The organism is Sulfurimonas sp. (assembly GCF_028694895.1).
Lineage (GTDB): Bacteria > Campylobacterota > Campylobacteria > Campylobacterales > Sulfurimonadaceae > Sulfurimonas.
The window spans coordinates 1-3,230 of sequence record NZ_JAQVKA010000136.1; the positions used below are offsets into that span (position 1 = coordinate 1).

The 3,230-nt window shown below is 33.0% G+C and carries 2 protein-coding genes and 1 pseudogene; 2 read left to right on the plus strand and 1 reads right to left on the minus strand.

Annotated features, from left to right (window positions below):
* Positions 1-239, plus strand: a pseudogene (locus PHI38_RS09815) (hypothetical protein); the annotation flags it as partial.
* Between the two features lie 355 nt (positions 240-594).
* Positions 595-1,788, plus strand: a complete 1,194-nt coding sequence (locus PHI38_RS09820) for a Fic family protein (protein ID WP_299855639.1) — start codon at positions 595-597, stop codon at positions 1,786-1,788.
* A 14-nt stretch (positions 1,789-1,802) separates the two neighbouring features.
* Here PHI38_RS09820 and PHI38_RS09825 read toward each other — a convergent pair whose 3' ends face one another.
* The gene (locus PHI38_RS09825; RefSeq protein ID WP_299855641.1) at positions 1,803-2,933 is read right to left on the minus strand and encodes a site-specific integrase; all 1,131 of its coding nucleotides are present in this window, start codon (positions 2,931-2,933) and stop codon (positions 1,803-1,805) included.
* Positions 2,934-3,230: the final 297 nt, after the last annotated feature.

The following is a 3,230-nucleotide window of genomic DNA, read 5'->3' on the forward strand; positions in this document are numbered from 1 at the left end:
CATACTTTTTATTTGGTGCTAAAAGTCAATTTTTCTTTGATGGCAATAAACGAACATCAAGACTTATGATGAATGGGATACTTTTAGATAATGGCTATCCGATTTTGAATATAAAAGCAAAAGATAAGTTGGAGTTTAACAAGGTAATGATTGAGTTTTATGACAGTAATGACATCAAAAAAGCGATAGAGTATTTGGTGAATTACTACATCAAACAAAATACTCACTTGGTGGCTTAATTATGGGTAATTCCAGTCCTTTTACTTTTATATTTCCACTTTTTAAAGCTCTAGTGAAACGATTTTGAGATTTTCTTTGACGAACTGATACAGAAATAAAAATTGAATACAAACCTTATAACACTATTGGCTAAAACTATCAAATAGAGGAGCCATTTAGTAAAATATGAGATACAAAATAATCTCGTAATACAAATCGTAATTTATCTCGCAAATAAAGTCACTATGTCAGTTGATATTTAGTATTTATATCCCTATAAATGGTCTTTTTTTATTGATTACTTCTCGTTATTTATCTCGTAAAATTTGAAATAAAATACTAAAAAAAGATATAATAACATCAAGGATGAATAAAATGTTAATATCTCCAATTATGCCTTATGATCTTAAGGGGCAAATAAAGCCAGAACTCTTAGAGCTTGCAGAAAAAGTTTGTATAGAAAGTGCCAAAATTGCAAGTGGATATAATCAACATGTTGTGAATGCTTTTAGGGATGTTTTACGCATCACTAACAGCTACTATTCAAACAGAATCGAAGCTGAGAGTACGCACCCTATTGATATTGAGAAGGCAATGCTCAAGCAGTTCTCTGATGATTCAAAACAAAAGGCACTTCAAGAACTTTCTATTGCCCATATTCAAGCACAAAAGTTTGTTGAGAACTACTCCTTAAAGCATAGTGTTATTGATAGAGGCTTCCTAAAAGAGATCCATCGAGTTTTTTACTCTAGTGAAGGTATGGAAAAATTTACAAAACTTGAAGAAGAAAATGAACTCATAGAGATGGTGCCTGGTGAGTTCAGAAAGAGAGATGTTCAGGTTGGCAATCATATTGCACCTTCAAGTGATGTGATAGAGACGGTTTTCAATTACTATGAAAAAGAGTACGCTTCGGTATTTAATAGCTCCACAAAAGCAATAAAATTACTTGCAGCTCTTAGCTCTCATCACCGCCTTGTATATCTTCACCCATTTTTAGATGGAAACGGAAGGGTCTCAAGACTCTATCTTGATGCAATGTTTTGGAATATGAAGCTTGAGGGGTATGGACTCTGGAATATCTCAAGAGGACTTGCAAGAGATGTTAAAGAGTATCAGCATTACTTATCCTACGCAGATATGAGACAACAAGGTGCAACTGATGGCAGGGGAGAATTGTCACTGAGGGGACTTGAAGGGTATTTGAAATATATGCTTGAAACGGCATTGGATCAAATAGAGTTTATGGGCAATGGTTTACGACTTGATCAGCTCAATGATAAAATCAGAAAATTTGTAAAATTTTCACAAGAGGGGATGTTTTACAAACAAGAAGCTTTACCAAAATATTCTGAACTGTTATTCTCTCATCTGTTGTTAAATGGAGAGCTAGAAAGAAAGTATGTGCCCACAGCAATAGGAAAAAGTGTAAGTACGGCAACAAAACTTGTAAGCAATCTTACGAAAATGGGCTACATTGAAAGTGAACACTCTAAAGCGCCTCTTCGTCTGAGAGTGAACTCATTTTTTGCTTCGCAGATTATCCCAGAGCTTATTCCAGAAAAATAGGGGAATTCAAACTTTTAGAAGACACCCTGCAGTGCTTGTTTATTGGCATCATCTTGTAATTTTGCATATCGAACTGTTTGGGAAATATCTGAATGATTTAATAACTCCTGAATCTGCCTTATCGGTACATTCGATAAGGCTAGCTGTGATGCAAAGGTGTGACGCAGAGAGTGAATAACAATGCGATTTTTTCTGTCTTTTATATCCAGCCCTTTATTGAAGAGTTCATCCAGTATGGGCTTTAGTCGTCTTTGTAGCTGTCTTCCTGTAACTTTTATACCATCATAATTAAAGGAGATAAGATAATCATTAAAGCCAATTTTAGAGAGAGTGGTATGAAGGATTTCTCTTGTTGTATTGGTTATATAGCCACTGTAAACTTCACTGCCACCTTTAAAGTCTGTGAGCCTTATTATTTCGTTTTGTAAGTTAATGTCACATTTTTTTAGATGTAATATACTCTCCATCCTTGCACCAGTAGAAAGGGATAATTTACAAAATAGCTCAAGCAGAGATCCATAGCTATTTTCTAAATCAATTTTTTGAGTCTTTGCAAACAACTCTTCTATTTCATATTTATTTAAAAAACGCTCTCGTGTGTTTTTAACTTTGAGTTTCGTGACTTTGATAGATGGATTTACTGCTTCATATAGCTCTTCTTTGAATCCATAGTTGAAAATTGTACCAAAAAGCTCTATTATCATATTAACTGTCTGATTACTTAAACCATTTTGCAAAGTTGTTTGCTGTAAGTCTATTAAGTGGTGTTTAGTGATTTTTGTTATATCCATCGCTCCTAAGACCGGTGCTAAATGCTTATTGTATTTACTTAGCCTCTCAAAAGTACTTTTTGAGTTGTCTTTAGTCTCAAAGTATTTTTTAGCAATAGAATCAAGAGTTAAAATTTTTGTATTTCTTGATTTGACTATTTTAGGTGGTTGTTCGCCTTTAAAAATAGAATTGATAATTTCAATTCGTTTATTTTTACAATAAATTTCATTAACACCCTCTGTCTCACAGCCAACTTTTACTCGCTTGAGTTTGTTTTGTTCATCTTTATATCTGACATAATAAGTTTTGTAGCCATTCTCTTTTATATAGTACTGAACACCTTCATATTTTTTAGAACTTGTGAATTTTGCCATATATCAACTCATTAAATTTTGATTGTGAAGTATAACATTTCTAGGTGACAAAAGGGGTGACTAATTAGTCACCATTTTTGAAAAAAGATGATTTTAGTTGATTTTACATGAGGATACAAAATCTTTGAAAAGCCCTTGCTTTGGCGATATTTGAGGATAGTTGATGAAATTTTAAGAAACTTGAAAAAACACCATTTTTCAAGTCCTCTCATCCGCACCACCTACTCTCTAAAACTTCTTAAATTACAAACTTTTAAAAAATTAAAAACAAAACAAAAATTTTCATTGATACGGTGT